This window comes from Exiguobacterium sp. s28, assembly GCF_018618135.1.
Lineage (GTDB): Bacteria > Bacillota > Bacilli > Exiguobacteriales > Exiguobacteriaceae > Exiguobacterium > Exiguobacterium mexicanum_A.
On record NZ_JACSLL010000002.1, the window covers coordinates 1 to 16,820 of the forward strand.

Below are 16,820 nucleotides of genomic sequence, written 5' to 3' on the forward strand. Positions count from 1 at the left end.
GAAAAGGGGCTCGGGCAGAGCGCCTAAAGGCCCGAAAACGACAAAGTCACGTTTCAGTTCGCCTGAAACGTGACTTTGTCTACAATCTGGGAACTGAACGAAAACGTCAGTCCCTTTGCTCTTCGCCGCCTTCGAAATGGAATACTTCTTCCATCTCATGCTTTTGCGGGCGTCTCATTAACTTTTGTACTTCATCATGCGGGCTCTTGCCTTCGAACAATACGTTGTAAAGGGCTTCCGTGATCGGCATCTCGACACCGGCTTCCCGAGCGAGCGTATGCGCCGCCTCACAGGCACGAACACCTTCGACGACCATGCCCATATGACCGAGCACGTCCTCGAGTTTTTCACCGCGGCCGATCGCATTCCCGGCACGCCAGTTACGGCTATGCTGAGACGTGGCCGTGACGATTAAATCACCAATCCCGGTCAATCCCGAGAACGAGGCCGGGTTGGCACCGAGTTTGACCCCGAGTCGCGCGATTTCAACGATCCCGCGCGTCATGAGCGCCGCTTTGGCATTATCGCCGTAACCGAGGCCGTCCGTCATCCCCGCAGCGAGCGCGATGATGTTTTTAAGGGCACCACCATACTCCGCTCCGATGACGTCCGAGTTCAAATACACCCGGAACTGATCGTTCGTGAGCAACTCTTGAATCTCATCGGCCACGTCCAAGTCCTCGCAGGCGATCGTGATGGTCGTCAATTTACGGACCGCCACTTCTTCCGCGTGGGTCGGGCCGGTCAAAACACCGATGGCCCGGCGTTTCGCCGGATCGATTTCTTCGGCGATGATCTCCGACAGACGTTTGTGCGTCTTCGGTTCGATCCCTTTAGCGGCATGGACGAGCACGGCCGGCTCTGTGAGAAGTGCGTTCAATTCACGAGACACCGGACGAATCGCCGAGCTCGGGACGACGAGGAACACGATGGAGCGGCCGGCGACCGCTTCTGCCAAGTCCGTCGTCGCTCGAATCGAGGTCGGTAACGGCGCATCTTTCAAATACGTCGAATTCGTGTGGTCGGTATTGATTTCATGCACATGCTCTTCTTCACGTCCATAGAGCAGGACGTCGTGTCCGTTGTCAGCGAGGACGAGTGATAACGCCGTTCCCCAGCTCCCTGCGCCGATGACAGCAACTTTTGCCATAGAAGGCACCCCCATTACTAGTTTTTCTGACGCGCCACGATATGAATCGGTGTACCAGTGAAGTCAAATGCGCGGCGAATCTGGTTGTCTAGATAACGTTTGTACGAGAAGTGAAGCAACTCTGGGTCGTTGACGAACAACACGAACGTCGGCGGCTCGATGGCCACTTGCGTCGCGTAGTTGATCTTGAGTCGCTGTCCTTTGTCCGTCGGTGTCGGGTTCATCGCGACCGCGTCGACGATGACGTCGTTCAACACGCTCGTCGAGATCCGACGACGGTGCGACTCGGCCACTTCCTTGATGACCGGAAGCAACGTCTGAAGACGTTTCGACGTGAGAGCCGACAAGAATACGATCGGCGCGTAGTCGAGGAACAAGAACTCTTTACGAATCTTCTCTTCCATCTTCTTCATCGTCTTATCGTCTTTGTCGACGGCATCCCACTTGTTGACGACGAGCACGATGGCTTTCCCCGCTTCGTGGGCGAGGCCGGCGACGCGTTTGTCTTGCTCGATGATGCCTTCTTCGCCGTCGATGACGACGAGGACTACGTTCGAACGTTCGATTGCCTTTTGGGCACGCATGACGCTATAACGCTCGGTTGATTCATACACTTTTCCGCGTTTACGCATACCGGCCGTATCGATGATGACGTACTCTTGCCCATCCCGTGTGAACGGTGTATCGATCGCATCACGAGTCGTCCCCGCGATATCCGAGACGATGACGCGTTCTTCACCGAGAATCGCATTCGTCAAGCTCGATTTCCCAACGTTCGGACGTCCGATGAGCGAGAACTGGATGACTTCTTCATTGTATTCATAGTCATCTTTATCTGGCGCCAAATCGAGAACTTTGTCGAGCAAGTCTCCAAGCCCGAGTCCGTGTGTCCCCGAAATCGGGAACGGGTCGCCGAATCCGAGCGAATAGAACTCATACATGAGTTCGCGCATCTCGAAGTTATCGACTTTGTTGACGGCGAGGACGATCGGTTTGTTCGAACGGAACAACAAGTTCGCCACTTCTTCGTCTGCCGCTGTAATGCCTTCGCGTCCGTTCACCATGAAAATGATGACGTCCGCCTCATCGATCGCAAGCTCGGCCTGGTGGCGCATTTGAACGAGAAGCGGCTCATCACCGACCTCGATCCCGCCTGTATCGATTAAATGAAACTTACGGTTCAACCACTCACCCGTCCCATAAATGCGGTCGCGTGTTACCCCCGGTTTATCATCGACGATCGACACGCGATCTCCGATAATCCGGTTAAAAATCGTGGATTTCCCAATATTCGGGCGGCCTACGATGGCCACTGCTGGAATTCCCATATAAACACCTCTCTAACTTTCATTCAATAACTGATCGTTTCTAATTGCAACTGTACTATCATATCACAGCGCTATTTCCGTGACCATACAAAAAGAAGCGGGAGTCTGGCTCCCGCTTGAACGACCGTCTTATTTAGAATCGTCCGAGGTCTCTTCTCCTGTCAATTCAGAGACTGAGAACCCTCCTTGGTCACTATACTCGTCAAGCAGTGATTGGTCCGCGTCTTCACGCGTCGAATCACTCGACTCGAGCGCACGCATCGAGAGTGAGATTTTCTTCTCATCAAGATGGACATCGAGCACTTTCACTTTCACGTCTTGGCCTTCTGACAACACTTCAGACGGCGTCGCGATGTGTCGGTTCGCAATCTGCGAGATGTGTAGCAAACCTTCGACTTGCGGCGCGACTTCGACGAAAGCACCGAACGTGACGAGACGTTTGACTTTCCCGTCGATCACGTCGCCCGGTTGAATTTTACCTTCCACCGATTCCCACGGTCCAGGTTGCGTCTCTTTGATCGACAACTTCACTTTCTCGTTGTCGAGGTCAAGTCCAAGCACTTTCACTTTGACTTTGTCTCCTTCAGTCACAACATCGCTCGGTTTCTCTACCCGGCTATGGGCCATTTCCGAAATGTGGACGAGTCCGTCGACGCCGCCGATATCGACGAATGCACCGAAATCAGTGAGACGTTGAACCGTCCCTTCGATGATTTGACCGACCTCGAGCGATTCGAGCGTCTCCGCTTTCTTCGCGCTCATTTCAGCTTCAGCAACCGCTTTATGCGACAAGATGACGCGATTTTTCTCGCGGTCAATCTCGACGACTTTAACCGTAATCGGTTTATTCAAGTAGGATGAGAAGTCTTCGACAAAGTGGTTTTCTACGAGTGAAGCCGGGATAAATCCACGGATACCGATGTCAACGACAAGACCACCTTTGACCTTGTCTTTTACCATGACCTCGAACACTTCGCCAGATTCGAATTTCTCGACGATTTGATCCCAAGCTGCCTCGGCATCCACGTCTTTCTTCGAAACGACCACCTCTTCGTCCGTGACCTTTTTCACTTTGACACGGATTTCGTCGTTAACATGGAGTGATTCGTTTAAATCGTCTAAATGCATGCTTGATACTTCGCTGATTGGTAAAATTGCCTCGGTTTTATAACCGATATCGATCAACGCTTGTTTGTCCTCGATTTTGACGACAGTACCGGTCACAATTTGACCTCGATTAATCTCAAAATCAGGCATATCTTTCATTTCTTCGACCATTCCAACACTACCCCCTCACGATGAGTACAAAAAGGAACGCCCTAAGGCGCTTACACCTAGTATAAACTTCTTATAATTCGAAAGATTTGTCAAGGTGTTATCAGGTTAGTTCCTTTCCTGGCGCGAGATTAAACCTGAAATTAACGAACGTTCCGTGAATGCTGCATGTACAAATCACCGATCGTCGCCATAATCAAATCGGCCGCGGTTTGAGCACTCGCCTTCTCCGCTTTTAGCCCGCTCAAGTCGACTGGCTTGCCGATCACGACTTTAAGCTTCGAACGGAACTTATATGTGCCGATGATGGCTACCGGAAGCACCGAGGCGTCCGAGCGGAGCGCAAAGAACCCGACTCCGGCCTGGGCTTTGCCGAGCGTCCCGTCTTTCGAGCGTGTCCCTTCCGGAAAGATCGAGATGACCTCGTCTTCCTTCAACTTTTGCAAGACGACCCGGAGTGCCTGGCGGTCGCCTTCCCCGCGTGATACAGGGATTTGACCAGCGCGGTTCAAGATATGTTTCAATACCGGTACTTCAAACAACTCTTTTTTCGCGAAGAAGCGGAGTTGGCGTTGTTTCGGCATCGCCCCGGCGAGAAGTACCGGGTCCCAGTTCGATTGATGGTTCGAACAGACGATCATCGACCCGTCGAGCGGGACGTTTTCCCGTCCGATATATTCGACGCGGAAACTCAACCGGCGAATGATGTTGACGACGCCCACCGCGAGACGATACATGCCGAACGGCCCATTATTGAGTGGTCTCATCGTTCAATCACCTGCTTCATCAATTGTTCGATCGCCTCGACGACCCCGTCGATCGACAGCTCGGTCGTGTCGAGGTAGTGCGCGTCGTCCGCTTGGCGAAGTGGAGCGACCTCTCGTTCCGAGTCGCGCTTGTCGCGGAGGGCAATCTCAAGCTGTAACTGTCCGAGGTCGCTCGGCAACCCTTTCGCCACGTTCTCTTCGTGGCGACGGCGGGCCCGTTCTTCGACCGTCGCCGTCATGAACACTTTCAAGTCGGCGCCTGGTAAGACGTGCGTGCCGATATCACGGCCGTCCATGACGATTCCGCCTTTACTCGCGAGGTCACGCTGTAAATCCATAAGGGCAGCCCGTACTTCCGGCTGGCGCGCGACGAAACTGACGTTGTTCGTCACTTCGCTCGTCCGGATGACATCGGTCACTTCTTCCGTGCCATCGAACACGCGTTGACCGTTCTCAGACGGGACGAGACGTAAATCCATCTTGTCGATCATCTCAGCGAGCATCGGACCGTCTTCGAGACCGACGCCGTCTTGAAGCGCGCGATACGTGACGGCGCGATAAATCGCACCCGTATCGATATAGACGTATCCTAGTTTTTTAGCGAGCGTTTTCGCGATCGTGCTCTTGCCGGCCCCAGCCGGTCCATCTAATGCGATTTGTAATGGTTTATTCATAAAAATTGGGTATCGGCTCATCCCGATACCCGCCTCCTCTCGGTCATTTGTTCCGAGAACATCATACCAGTTTTTTATCGTGAAGAAAATACGGAGCCGGTCCGTTTTCTCGCTTCGAGCTGGGCTCGGAAGCAATAACGTAAAATCGTCTCCTGGTCCCGGTGTGATAACTCTTCAAAGCAAAGCGACAACTCTTGTTTGGCCGTCTGTTCATGGATGCGGACGAGGCGGCTCTTGACGCGGAACGTCTGCGGCACGCCCCGGTCATCATTAATATGGAACGTGACGATGATCGACTCGTCGACCGCGACCGGAGCTCGGTTAGCCACGATTCGCATACCGCCGGCCGACACGTCGAGCGACGTCGTCTCAAACGATGGGAACGCCTGGCCGTCCTCGGCGGATACGGTCACATTGATCATTTCAGGGACACGCAAATATTCACGGCGCTGCACGCGCTTGATTTTCTTTTCATCCGGCAACGCGAAGGCGTAGCGAAGCGTCAGTTGCGCATCGCTCACCCGTCTCGTTATGACCGTATCAAACGCATAGAGCTGCTCTTCTCCTACGAAGAAATAGACACGCATCGATTCATCTTCGTGCAAGAAAAACGTCTTTAACGTATCCGTCTCACTCGGGGACTCGATCCAGACGACTTGGTCGTTGATAGCCGCGATTTTTGTCTTTCCTTCTTTTCTCCCTTCGACTTCTACCCGTAACTCTTGTCCTACTTTTAACATGAAACGATTCCCCTTTTATTCTATTTGTACTGGCGATGGTTGGAGCGATTGGCGGTCCGCACGAGCAAAAGCGCGACCATCCAAAGAACGACGATGTAGACGACAGCCGGCACTTTGTTCATCGGTTCGACGAGCAAGATATAGTCGAACATGCCATGCAACAATGTCGCCGCCATGACGGCCGTGAACAGCCAGAAGCGCTCATGGGCGGAATGTTTGGCCCGGCCGAGGCAAAACCCCATCACGACAGCGAAGAGCGCATGCCCGCTCACCGGCAACACAGCACGCCAAATGGCGATTTCAATCGAGTCGTACACCCATAAATATAGAAAATTCTCTAACGTGGCAAAGCCGAGTGAACAGGCGACCGCATAGAGAATCCCGTCGTAGTAATCATCAAAGACTTTATGTATGTATATTGTATAATAAATCATGAACCACTTAAAAAACTCTTCTAATAGCGCGGTGGCCACGAACGCCTTCCAAAACGGGCCCACGAGCACCCCTTCTTCCACGAACGCATACTGCACGAACATGATCGGAAAGACGAGAATGGCCCCGGCGACGAACGAACGGATCACATAGCCGAGCGGTTCCGCTTCCAATTCATGCCGGAGATAGAAGTAGGAAAGAAGGGCGAACCCTGGCGCAACCGCAGACAAGGCGATTGCAATCATGATGCATCTCTCCTTTCTCACGTTAAGCATACACTGAAATAGAGGAAAGAAAAAGTAGGTCGCACCTAGAAATTGGAAGAAACGAACAAAAAAGTTGGAGGTCTGTTTATGAACCATTTATTACTGATCCACACCGGCGGCACAATCGCCATGTCTCAATCGGGGTCGGGACATGTCATGCCGAGCGAAGTCAATCCGATCGACGCGACGTTACCGAAAGCGACGGACATCGCGAATATCACAACGAAACATTTCTCGAACATCCCGTCGCCGCACATGACGCCCGAGAAAATGCTCGAGCTCGCCCAGTTCATCAATCAACAATTGACACAAGACACGTACGATGGGGTCGTCATCACTCACGGGACGGACACACTCGAAGAGACGGCCTACTTCTTACAAATCACGCTTGGTGCACCGGTACCGATCGTATTGACCGGAGCGATGCGCTCGTCAAACGAGGTCGGCTCGGACGGCGAATTCAATCTCATCACGGCGCTTCGGGTCGCCCAAAGTGATGTGGCACGCGGCAAAGGCGTGCTCGTCGTCTTCAATGGTGAAATCCACTCCGCGTTCAACGTCACGAAGACGCACACGTCCTCGGTCGACACGTTCAAATCGGTCCACTTCGGCAACGTCGGTATGGTGACGAAAGATCACGTCCTCATTTATAGTCAGCCGACGACAAAACAACCGAAAATGATTCCATCAATCACGAAACGGGTCGCGGTGCTGAAAGTCGTCGCCGGGATGGAGCCGGACCTGCTCGAGGCGGTGCTCGCGCTCGGCTATGACGGGCTCGTCCTTGAAGTACTCGGGCAAGGGAATGTCCCACCGTCAATCGTCCCCGCGCTCGAGATGCTCGTCGAACGGATGCCGGTCGTCATCGTCAGCCGTTGTTTCAACGGAATCGTGCAAGACGTGTACGGCTACGTCGGCGGCGGCCAGCAACTGAAAGAGATGGGCATCATCTTCTCGAACGGTCTGAACTCACAAAAAGCGAGACTTCGCCTCCTTGTCGAGCTCGAGGCAGGTTCGTCCCAAGCGGTCATGGAACATAGCTTCAGCTTCCAACAGTGAGTTGGCGGCTTGCCAACCGTTTCGTCCTTCCATACAATGAGGGATGAGGTGATTTCATTGAATAAACATGCTATCGTCGTCGGCGCCGGACCATGCGGACTGTCGGCTGCGATCGAATTAGAACGGATCGGCATCTCGTGCACGGTCATCGAGCGCGGCAATATCGTCGATGCCATCTATCGGTACCCGACCCATCAAACATTTTTCTCTTCTGCCAGCTTACTCGAAATCGGGGATATCCCGTTTATCTGTAAAGATTTGAAACCGCGTCGTCAAGACGCGCTCGTCTACTATCGGGAAGTCGTCAGCCGGACCGGTCTCGACGTCCAACCGTTCGAGACGGTCGAAACGGTCGCGCGTTCCGAGGACGGGTTCATCGTTCGGTCACGCCATGATCGCGACGGCGTCAAAGAACGCCAAGCCGATTATGTCATCTTGGCCACCGGGTATTATGGCCGTCCTCGTACGTTGGACGTCCCAGGTGAAGAGTTGCCGCACGTCACGCATTATTTCAAAGAAGCGCATCCGTTTTACCGACAACGTGTGACGGTCATCGGCGGAAAGAACTCCGCGGTCGACGCGGCCATCGAGCTCGAGAAGGCCGGTGCCCACGTCACGGTACTCTATCGCGGGGACGGCTACAGTCCGTCTGTCAAACCGTGGGTCCTGCCGACGTTCGACTCGCTCGTCCGTCATGACAAGGTGCGACTCGAGCTCGAAGCGGAGATCGTTCGAATCGAACCGCATCACGTCGTCTATCGTCAGCATGGTGAAGAACATCGGCTCGAGACCGACCACGTCCTCGCCATGACGGGCTACTTGCCCGACCATGGGCTGTTCGCCGATGCCGGGGTCCAAGTCGATGAGGAGACCGGTGTGCCCTCGTTTGACGAGACGACGTTCGAGACGAACGTCGACGGCTTGTTCATCGCCGGTGTCGTCGCCGCCGGAAATGACGCCAATAAGATCTTTATCGAGAACGGCCGCTTCCATGGCCAAGCGATTGCCGAGACGCTTCGGGAGCGTAACGGTGTGACAACGTAATCGACAAAAAGAGGGAGAACCTGGCGCCAGGTTCTCCCTCTTTTTGCTGTTTAATTATACCCAACCGCGGAAACGCGATGCTTCCGCCATCTTGCGTACACCGACCATATAGGCGGCGAGACGCATGTCGACTTTACGGGCCGATGACGTGTTATACACCGTATTGAACGAGTGGACGAGCACTTTCTCAAGCTTCTCTTCCACTTCCTCTTCCGTCCAATAGTATCCTTGATTGTTTTGAACCCATTCGAAATACGAGACGGTTACCCCACCGCTCGAAGCGAGCACATCCGGGACAAGCAGGATGCCGCGCTCTGTCAAGATGCGGGTCGCTTCGTTCGTCGTCGGTCCGTTGGCGGCCTCGACGACGATGGACGCCTTGATGTTGTCGGCGTTGTCTTCGGTGATTTGGTTCTCGATCGCGGCCGGGACCAAGATGTCGCAGTCGAGTTCTAACATTTCTTTGTTCGAGATCGTGTTCTTGAAGAGCGTCGAGATCGTCCCGAACGAATCTCGACGATCGAGAAGATACGGGATATCGAGCCCGTTCTCATCGTGGATCGCACCATATGCATCGCTGACGGCGATCACTTTCGCCCCGGCGTCATGCATGAACTTCGACAAGAAGCTACCAGCATTCCCGAACCCTTGGACGACGACACGCGCCCCTTTCAATTCGATCCCACGGCGCAGCGCCGCTTCCCGGATCATGATGGCGACACCTTTTGCCGTCGCCGTCTCACGTCCATGCGAGCCACCGAGCACGAGCGGTTTACCAGTGATGAAGCCCGGCGAATTGAATTCATCGATGCGGCTATACTCATCCATCATCCACGCCATGATTTGCGAGTTCGTGAACACGTCCGGCGCTGGGATATCTTTCGTCGGTCCGACGATTTGACTGATGGCTCGGACATAACCCCGGCTCAATCGTTCGATTTCACGGAAACTCATCTCACGCGGATCACAGACGATCCCGCCTTTACCGCCACCGTATGGAAGGTCGACAATTCCGGCCTTCAAGCTCATCCAGACCGACAACGCCTTCACTTCGACCTCCGTCACGCTCGGGTGGAAGCGAATCCCACCTTTCGTCGGTCCGACCGCGTCATTATGTTGCGCCCGGTATCCTGTGAAAATCTTTGTCGATCCGTCATCCATACGTACCGGGATGCGGACGGTCAACATCCGAAGTGGCTCTTTCAAGAGCTCATACATCTCTTCTGGATACCCGAGCTTATCAAGCGCCTCGTGTATCACTTCTTGTGTCGATTCAAGGATGTTTTTTCGTTTTTGATGACCTTTTTCTTGATCCGTAATCATGAAGGTTTCCTCCCCTAAATTGTCAATTCTCCCCCAAGAATCAACCTCGTATTCGTTTAAAAGTATAGCTGATACGCGCCCAATTTGAAAGGCTTTTACAAAAATAATGAAAGCGTTTTCTAAAATGAAAAAAGAAGGGGGAGTTCCCTTCTTACTTTTCTAGTGCCAGTTCGATGAATCGCTCTAACAGCTCACCGTACGAGATCCCGACGGCCCGGGCGCTGTCCGGGAACAAGCTGAGCGGTGTCATACCCGGAAGCGTGTTCGTCTCTAAAATATAAGCGAGCCCATCTTCAGAGACGAGGAAGTCCGAACGAGAATAACCGCTGCAACCGAGGGCACGGTGCGCTTTGATGGCAGCCGTTTGAACTTCTTCAGTCAACGCGTCCGGCAACTCGGCCGGACAAACGTGAATCGATCCACCTTCTGAATACTTCGACTCATAGTCATAAAATTCATTTTTCGGGATGATCTCGATGACCGGGAGTGCGGCCTCAGCCCCGTGATTCCCAAGGACGGGTACCGTCAACTCACGGCCTTTAATATATTGCTCGACCAAGACAGCCGTATCGCACGCGAACGCTTTATCAATCCCTTCACGGAGCATCGCTTCGTCCATCGCGATCGTCAATCCGTTCGATGACCCTTCTTGGGCCGGCTTGACGACACATGGAAACTCACTGCCCCACTCGACGATTTTTGCGTCGATGTCGTCGCCCGACTCGATGAGGACGTCACGGGCGATGCGAATGCCGGCAGCGGCGAAAATAATTTTCGCACGGGCTTTGTCCATCGCGAGCGCTGATGCCAAAACGCCCGACCCCGTGTACGGCAATCCGGCCATCTCTAAGAGCGACTGAACACGGCCATCTTCGCCGTATTTGCCATGCAGGGCGCTGACGACGACGTCGGCTTGAAGCGTCAACAGCTCATTGGCCCGGTCCGGGTGAAAATCAATCGCCACGACGTCGTGACCCCGTGCTTCGAGCGCTTCAATCATTCCTTTACCACTCGTGAGCGACACTTCCCGCTCACCTGATACACCACCATATAATACCGCGACTTTCATCAAATCTCTCCTTCGGCTAACTTCTCAAAAATTCAAGTTTTATCATACCATGTGTCGGCCGAAAACAATAGAAACAGAACAGTAAAAAAGCCGTACTTACGCGAACGTATCGTACAGCTGTTTCACGGCTTGTTCAGTTTGAATCGTCTTGCCATACTCCATCATGACGTAAGGGCTGACGGTCGTCGTGCGGCCGTATTCCGACAAGATGGCGGCCAACCGCTCTTCGACGTCCGGTTTGAGCACTTCGACGAAGTGTAAATAATAGTGTCCGTCATAATGGTAGAGCGCCCCGCCCTGCTCCGTATCCTGCATGTGCGGGAACAAACGGACCGAGGCGTTGATGACGTCCTCGATATCATCAAACTGATAAATCAGATGATGAATCACATCGATCGTCAAACGGATCTCGACTTGTTCTTGATCCGCATCCGGGACGGCTGCCTCGACTTTTTGGACGTCGATGACGAGCCCATCACGGGGAAACATTGTCACGTTCAAGTCGACGGTGCCTTGGGGCATGAAACCGAATTCCGCTTCCGCCGTCTCGAGCAATTCCCGCCACAAGTCTTGACCACTCTCGCCAACGATCGTATCGATGGCAATCCCTCGAATCGAAAGGTCACTCGCCGTCAAATATACCCTTAAATGTTCTTTAGTTTGCTTTTCAAATCTCAAACGAAAACCTCCAAAGATTAATCAATCCTACTTTATAAGCTACTCTCGTTTGTGCAACCTGTCAAATAGTTGACAACCACTCGGTCCATGCTTCGGGCGTATCTCCAAGGAAGGCCGACTCAAACTCGGTCGCGTGAAGGCTGACGGCATATCCGCCGGCCCCGATGACGAGATCGGGATGATCCGCTTGGATAAATCGCATCGCCTCTTTCAGGTCCTCGAGATGTTCCGTCAACGTGCAGGAGAAAATCAAGCACTTGGCGTCGATATCGTGCAACGCCTCATTTAAATCCTCTTTCGGGAAGCCCGCACCAAGGAAAATCACGTCGTATCCATATTGACGCAAGTAAAGCGTCACGAACAACAGACCGATCTCGTGCATCTCGCCCGGGGCACACACACAAATGATCCGCGGTAAAAATGGGTTCATCGGCATCTGCAGCGAGAGGGTCGACAATCGGGCCCGCAAAAAAGCGGTCGCAAAATGCTCATGCGCGATCGTGATGTCCCCATTCTCCCAACGCGTCCCGATCTCCATCAACAACGGACCAATGATATCTTTCGTGACCTTCTCAAAACTGAACGTATTAAAGGCACGATTGATCAAATCGTGCGCCTTGCGTTCGTCAAATGAAAGTAACGCCTCGAGCAACCCGTCCATGAGCTCCTCGTCATAGAGGCGGGCAGGCTTCGGCTTCGGGGCTTCATGAAGTTGTTGAATCGCTTGGGAAACGGTCAAGCCTTCCCGTTGTTTTTCAACGACCCATTTAATCTTTTCGACGTCTTGGTCGGAATACAATCGGTGGCCGGATTCGGTCCGGCTCGGCACGATGAATTGATAGCGGCGTTCCCACGCTCGAATCGTCGTCGGGTTGACCCCGGTGAGCGACGCGACCGTCTTAATGGAGTACTTCGGCACAGCAGCCCCTCCTTTCCTACAAGTTCTTCTTATTTAGTATAGACCCATCTGAAGCGCTTTACCTGTTTTATTGTGCAATTCCTGTGAGAAATTGGTGAGATTGTGCGATTGGTTCGACAAAACAGAGATTGCTCATAAAAAAATACGACGTCCCCGTCGTATTGTCAGAAAAATATTGTATGACGACCTATATATAAAAATACGAGAATAATGGCAAACATCGTCAATGTCAGCATCATAGCGAGCGGCCGTTTCAGCCAATTGTCGTTCAATTTTTCTTTCCGCTCATGCTCTTGTCGTTCAGCGCGAGACGGCAACGTGTCCACCACTTGTTCACGAAGTGAGTCCGCTTGGTTCCGATGTCGCAACGTGTGCCCTCCTTTACCTTTTTTATCATTTTACTATGATATCAATCAAAGGAGAAGATACGAGATAAACGATGTTTCCAATCTGTCACATTTTTAGACACAATTTGAACCGACGGCGGGAACACGATCTCCCCACAGACATCGCAACAATCGGCTTGTTTGACCGGTTGTTCCGAGAAATAGTTCAACAAGTAATCACGCCGGCACGTCTTGATGAGGGCGTAGTCCATCATCTGTCCGAGCTGGCGATAGCGGGCCCGCTTTCTATCTTTTACCCAATCAATCGCCTCGGCAAGCGTCCGCTCGGCGAGCATCTGGTTCAACAATCCCCAAACCGGGTCTTCCTCGTTCAACCGCAAGAGACGCGGCAGTTGGGCCAGACTCGTGCCGTTGTCGCGTTCCAAATACGCGAGACGGATGTCTTTGTCTTTCGGATATTGTTGGTCGATTAAAAACTGTTGAATGCGTTCGTCGCCTTCGGCATAGAGCAAGACGGCAAATGCGGGTTCGCCGTCTCGTCCGGCACGCCCGATTTCTTGCATGTACGCCTCGAGCGTGGCCGGGATTTGATAATGGATGACCGAACGGACGTTGTCTTTATTCACACCCATCCCGAACGCACTCGTACATACCATGATCGCGACTTCATCTCGCAAAAATTGCGATTGCACGAGCCGGCGGTCCTCAGTCGACATGCCACCGTGATAAAACAAGGCGTCGTCAAGATGAAGCGCGAGTGCTTCGGCTTCACGCCGTGTCGCCGTATAGATGACGGTCGGTTTCGGGACGTCATGGACGAGCTCGCTCAACCGCCGCATCTTGTCCTCGGACTCGAGACGTTCGACGATGAGTCGAATCTCAGGCCGGTTTGCCGAATGGACGAACTGCGCCGGCGAGAACAACGCCAACTTCTCGATGATATCCCGTTTCACCGTCTCCGGGGCCGTCGCGGTGACGGCCATGCACTGCGGGCTGCCGAGTTGTTTACGCAACTCGCCTAGACGGGCATACTCGGGTCGAAACTCATGGCCCCACTGCGAAATACAGTGGGCCTCGTCGACGACGAGCATTTGAATCCGCGTCCGAGCGAGCGCCCGCGTCACGTGCGGCACGGCGAGTTGTTCGGGCGATAAATATAAGAAGCGATAACGCTTCAAATGGTTCAAGATGTCTTGTTTCTCCTCGAGCGTCTCCATCGATGTCAATCGCGCCACTCCCCGCTCGCCCCGTTCACGGATGTGGAGCATCTGATCTTCGATTAGCGACAAGAGCGGTGACACGATGATGGTCAGCCCGTCATTTTTAAGATAGGACGGGAGTTGGAACGTCAACGACTTGCCCGCTCCGGTCGGCATGATCGCCAACACGTCCTGGCCGTCGGCGACCGCTTCGATCACATCCCGTTGACCGGGACGGAAGCTGTCGTAGCCGAACACCCGCTTCAACGTCTTCTCAAACAAATGTCTCACCTCGTTTCAATCTCGCGAACACCAATCGGATTTGATAGTAACTGATCCCGTCGATTTGTTCAAAAATCGGCTTGAGCGCCCAGCTCGACTCGTCACGCAACTGCTCGACTTGCTTGATTTGCTCAAACGGAACAAATTGGTCGAGCGGGAACTCATCTAAATACATCGCCATCTCGACGACGTGGTCTTCAATCGTACTCGTGCGCAACCGTCGCTGGGACTGGACTTGTTGGAACGTTCGACCAGCCGAAAACTGCTCATACGACTCGCGCGCCGACAACGTCATCCGCTCGCTCGACAAGCCGTGCGCGAAGCCAAGCAACTTGGCATCCCTTGGCAATTTCCACAGGAGCGCATTCCACCCGGCCAAAAAATAGAGCCGCGCCGTGCGCGCATCGACATCGAGAAGCGAGGCGATTTGTTCATACGTGTATCCTGTCTCGAACGCACCGGTGAACCGATAGACGACGGCGGTCGCGTACGGGTCCCCCACTTCTTCAAGCGCCGTTTCAAGCTCCTGGTGAAAGCTGTGGATCAGCGGTTGCCACTCCCGCTCGGTCCGGACGATCTGTTTGACCCAGCGTTCGGCCAACCGATCGGCCTGCACCGGATAGAACGTCCGCTCATGCTCGAGCGACATGAACGTCTGGACGAACAAACTGAGCCGCTTCCACGTCATCGTCGTATAGTCCCGATACTCACCGCCGAGACGGTCGAACAGCTCACTGACCGCCTCCGGCGAAGCGAGCATCTTGCCGGCCTCGGTCAACGTGAAGCTCGAACGGTTGAGCCAGCCTCGCTTCTCGAACGAGGCGAGCAGTTTCTCATAGTCGTACTTCGTATAGGGGAACAATCCGAAAATCGGTTCCAAGTCATAAAAAAAGGCATCTTGCAGTGTCGTCGCCGAACGTTTGCCGTTCAACACATGAAACAAACTGCGCTCGCTGCGCTCCCCTTTCAAGCGCTCAATCGAAAGCAACAACACCCCGTCCGCTAAATGAACCATCGTTCCACCTCCTCGGTCAAAATTATGCTTCCAAAACGTTATTCGTTTCCTCATTGAAATATTTGGGTATGTAGACTACAATTACTCATAGTCAGTAGAAAATCATTTCTATGCAGAGAGACGAAACGTATGGAGGGTTACAAATGGCAAAATTTACGATTGTTGATAAAGATACATGTATCGCATGTGGGGCCTGCGGAGCAGCCGCCCCAGACATCTTCGACTATGACGACGAAGGCCTCGCGTTCAACTTGATGGACGACAACACGGGCACGATCGAAGTCCCGGACGAATTGTATGAGGACTTGATGGACGCGTTCGAAGGATGCCCGACCGACTCAATTAAAGTCGCGGACGAATCATTCGATGGCGACGCACTCAAGTACGAATAAGAGAGACATGTGTGCCTGAAGGGCGCACATGTCTTTTTTTATCGCGTCGCTTTCCGGAAACCCACTTCACGCGCCTCTTCCTCTGTACAGAACATCTCTTCTGGGATCGTTCGCTCATAGCTCGCCCCGCCCGGAACGTGATAAATCTTCTCTCCGTCCCGATTGATATTCCCTTTAATGTCACATCCATCCGTGTCACGTTTCGGCTGGGCCGGCTCGGTCGCCTCATGGTCGAAGCCGTTGCCGGTCACGTAGTCCTCAAGACTCCAAATCCCGAGCAATTCCTGACGCGCGGCCTGCTCGACCTCCCGAAACGCATCGACGTGTTGCGTGTTCGGCGCGTATACATAGGCGACACGCGCCAACCCGCGGCGCAACAATTCCTCGTTCAACATCGCTTCGTCATACCAGACGTAGGCGAGTGTCCGTTGATAGCGATCGTAGCGCCCGACGTCATACTCGAGTGTGATCGTATCTCCTTCTGGCAGCCAACGCTCGACGAATGATTTCGCATCCTCTCCGAACGGTTGGACCGGCAGCGTCGGATGGCTCGTCTCTGGCGTATCGACGAGCAAGAGACGAATCGATTCGGTCGCTCCGTTCTCAAACTCGACTTTGAGCGTATCTCCGTCGATGACGCGGTCGAGCGTGACCGTCTCGGTCTTGCCGAGCGGCCGTGCGACTTGTTGCGCGACCGACGCCGACGGAAAATCGGCCTCGAGTTCGACGAGCGATTCCGGCGGGTCGATTTGTTCGGCGAACCAGTCATCGACGGAGCAGCCCGCGAGCGAAACGCTCAGCACGACGGCGATCAGCAGTTGCCACCATTTTTTCAATTATCTCACCTCTACACCAGTATAA

Annotated in this window: 18 protein-coding genes; 3 read left to right on the forward strand and 15 right to left on the reverse strand. The window is 53.5% G+C overall.

Annotation, left to right across the window (positions count from 1 at the left end; translation table 11 throughout):
• Positions 1–106: 106 nt before the first annotated feature.
• From KNP78_RS02365 to prsW, 7 genes are all read right to left on the reverse strand, one after another.
• Positions 107–1,150 (reverse strand): NAD(P)H-dependent glycerol-3-phosphate dehydrogenase, encoded by a 1,044-nt coding sequence (locus tag KNP78_RS02365; RefSeq protein WP_034777318.1) that lies wholly within the window; start codon positions 1,148–1,150, stop codon positions 107–109.
• A 17-nt stretch (positions 1,151–1,167) separates the two neighbouring features.
• Positions 1,168–2,478 (reverse strand): ribosome biogenesis GTPase Der, encoded by a 1,311-nt coding sequence (gene der / locus KNP78_RS02370; RefSeq protein ID WP_034777316.1) that lies wholly within the window; start codon positions 2,476–2,478, stop codon positions 1,168–1,170.
• Positions 2,479–2,607: 129 nt separating this feature from the next.
• Entirely contained in the window at positions 2,608–3,756 is a 1,149-nt protein-coding gene (gene rpsA, locus KNP78_RS02375) for a 30S ribosomal protein S1 (RefSeq protein ID WP_034777315.1), read from the reverse strand.
• A 140-nt stretch (positions 3,757–3,896) separates the two neighbouring features.
• Positions 3,897–4,520, reverse strand: a complete 624-nt coding sequence (locus KNP78_RS02380; protein WP_034777314.1) for a lysophospholipid acyltransferase family protein — start codon at positions 4,518–4,520, stop codon at positions 3,897–3,899.
• On the reverse strand, positions 4,517–5,194 hold the full coding sequence (gene cmk, locus KNP78_RS02385; RefSeq protein ID WP_034777312.1) for a (d)CMP kinase: 678 nt from the start codon (positions 5,192–5,194) through the stop codon (positions 4,517–4,519). The genes KNP78_RS02380 and cmk overlap by 4 nt, the downstream gene beginning before the upstream one ends.
• A 74-nt stretch (positions 5,195–5,268) precedes the next feature.
• Positions 5,269–5,934, reverse strand: a complete 666-nt coding sequence (locus KNP78_RS02390) for a flagellar brake protein (protein WP_214823233.1) — start codon at positions 5,932–5,934, stop codon at positions 5,269–5,271.
• A gap of 20 nt (positions 5,935–5,954) precedes the next feature.
• On the reverse strand, positions 5,955–6,611 hold the full coding sequence (gene prsW / locus KNP78_RS02395; RefSeq protein ID WP_034777310.1) for a glutamic-type intramembrane protease PrsW: 657 nt from the start codon (positions 6,609–6,611) through the stop codon (positions 5,955–5,957).
• Between the two features lie 108 nt (positions 6,612–6,719).
• On the opposite strand from prsW, the gene KNP78_RS02400 reads away from it, so the two are divergent.
• Positions 6,720–7,691 (forward strand): asparaginase, encoded by a 972-nt coding sequence (locus KNP78_RS02400; protein ID WP_034777308.1) that lies wholly within the window; start codon positions 6,720–6,722, stop codon positions 7,689–7,691.
• Positions 7,692–7,727: 36 nt separating this feature from the next.
• The gene (locus KNP78_RS02405) at positions 7,728–8,735 is read left to right on the forward strand and encodes a YpdA family putative bacillithiol disulfide reductase (protein ID WP_214823325.1); all 1,008 of its coding nucleotides are present in this window, start codon (positions 7,728–7,730) and stop codon (positions 8,733–8,735) included.
• A gap of 54 nt (positions 8,736–8,789) precedes the next feature.
• Here KNP78_RS02405 and KNP78_RS02410 read toward each other — a convergent pair whose 3' ends face one another.
• The 7 genes from KNP78_RS02410 to KNP78_RS02440 form a co-directional block, all read right to left on the reverse strand.
• Positions 8,790–10,058, reverse strand: coding sequence for a Glu/Leu/Phe/Val family dehydrogenase (locus KNP78_RS02410; protein WP_021067184.1), 1,269 nt, complete (start codon positions 10,056–10,058; stop codon positions 8,790–8,792).
• A gap of 151 nt (positions 10,059–10,209) precedes the next feature.
• Positions 10,210–11,127 carry a D-alanine--D-alanine ligase gene (locus tag KNP78_RS02415; RefSeq protein ID WP_034777306.1) on the reverse strand — a complete coding sequence of 306 codons (918 nt, stop codon included), beginning with the start codon at positions 11,125–11,127 and terminating at the stop codon, positions 10,210–10,212.
• A gap of 96 nt (positions 11,128–11,223) precedes the next feature.
• Complete coding sequence (locus tag KNP78_RS02420; protein WP_034777305.1) at positions 11,224–11,805, reverse strand: adaptor protein MecA; 582 nt, start codon at positions 11,803–11,805, stop codon at positions 11,224–11,226.
• A 61-nt stretch (positions 11,806–11,866) separates the two neighbouring features.
• Positions 11,867–12,724: a MerR family transcriptional regulator gene (locus KNP78_RS02425; RefSeq protein ID WP_034777304.1), complete on the reverse strand. Its 858-nt coding sequence runs from the start codon at positions 12,722–12,724 to the stop codon at positions 11,867–11,869.
• Between the two features lie 164 nt (positions 12,725–12,888).
• Positions 12,889–13,092 carry a hypothetical protein gene (locus KNP78_RS02430; RefSeq protein WP_034777302.1) on the reverse strand — a complete coding sequence of 68 codons (204 nt, stop codon included), beginning with the start codon at positions 13,090–13,092 and terminating at the stop codon, positions 12,889–12,891.
• Between the two features lie 41 nt (positions 13,093–13,133).
• Positions 13,134–14,561, reverse strand: coding sequence for a RecQ family ATP-dependent DNA helicase (locus KNP78_RS02435; RefSeq protein WP_214823234.1), 1,428 nt, complete (start codon positions 14,559–14,561; stop codon positions 13,134–13,136).
• On the reverse strand, positions 14,545–15,567 hold the full coding sequence (locus tag KNP78_RS02440; protein WP_232939409.1) for a YpbB family protein: 1,023 nt from the start codon (positions 15,565–15,567) through the stop codon (positions 14,545–14,547). Before KNP78_RS02440 ends, KNP78_RS02435 begins: the two co-directional genes overlap by 17 nt.
• A gap of 143 nt (positions 15,568–15,710) precedes the next feature.
• Here KNP78_RS02440 and KNP78_RS02445 point away from each other — a divergent pair, with 143 nt between their 5' ends.
• Positions 15,711–15,959, forward strand: a complete 249-nt coding sequence (locus KNP78_RS02445; RefSeq protein ID WP_021067177.1) for a ferredoxin — start codon at positions 15,711–15,713, stop codon at positions 15,957–15,959.
• Between the two features lie 38 nt (positions 15,960–15,997).
• Here KNP78_RS02445 and KNP78_RS02450 read toward each other — a convergent pair whose 3' ends face one another.
• Positions 15,998–16,795, reverse strand: coding sequence for a thermonuclease family protein (locus KNP78_RS02450; protein ID WP_214823235.1), 798 nt, complete (start codon positions 16,793–16,795; stop codon positions 15,998–16,000).
• Between the last annotated feature and the right edge of the window lie 25 nt (positions 16,796–16,820).